Source organism: Pseudomonas sp. 2822-15, assembly GCF_002742515.1.
Lineage (GTDB): Bacteria > Pseudomonadota > Gammaproteobacteria > Pseudomonadales > Pseudomonadaceae > Aquipseudomonas > Aquipseudomonas salomonii.
This window is the reverse complement of the sequence record NZ_LJRY01000441.1, coordinates 1-232: the sequence shown is the minus strand read 5'-3', so window position 1 is coordinate 232 and position 232 is coordinate 1. Positions and strand designations below refer to the sequence as shown.

The 232-nt window shown below is 40.9% G+C and carries 1 protein-coding gene; it reads right to left on the bottom strand.

The window, feature by feature from the left end; genetic code table 11:
- A partial coding sequence (locus AOA59_RS31750; RefSeq protein WP_178076328.1) for an aldo/keto reductase occupies nt 1-232 on the bottom strand: 232 nt, incomplete at both ends.

The window sequence follows — 232 nt, the reverse complement described above, 5'->3', positions numbered from 1 at the left end:
CGTCTAAGTAGTCCGTTCTCAGACGTTGTAGGATCTTGTCAACGGAAGTTAATATGTGCTCTTTTGATTGATCATAAGTTCCTACATCTGGGCGAATCCCACATTTAGACTGGAGAATCACTTTTTCTCGAACATCATCATTCATGTGAATTGCGTCTGCGAAAATTTCCTCACACTTACCTGCAGCATAAAGATCCGCGTGATCGAAAAAATTAGCACCATGTTCTAATGC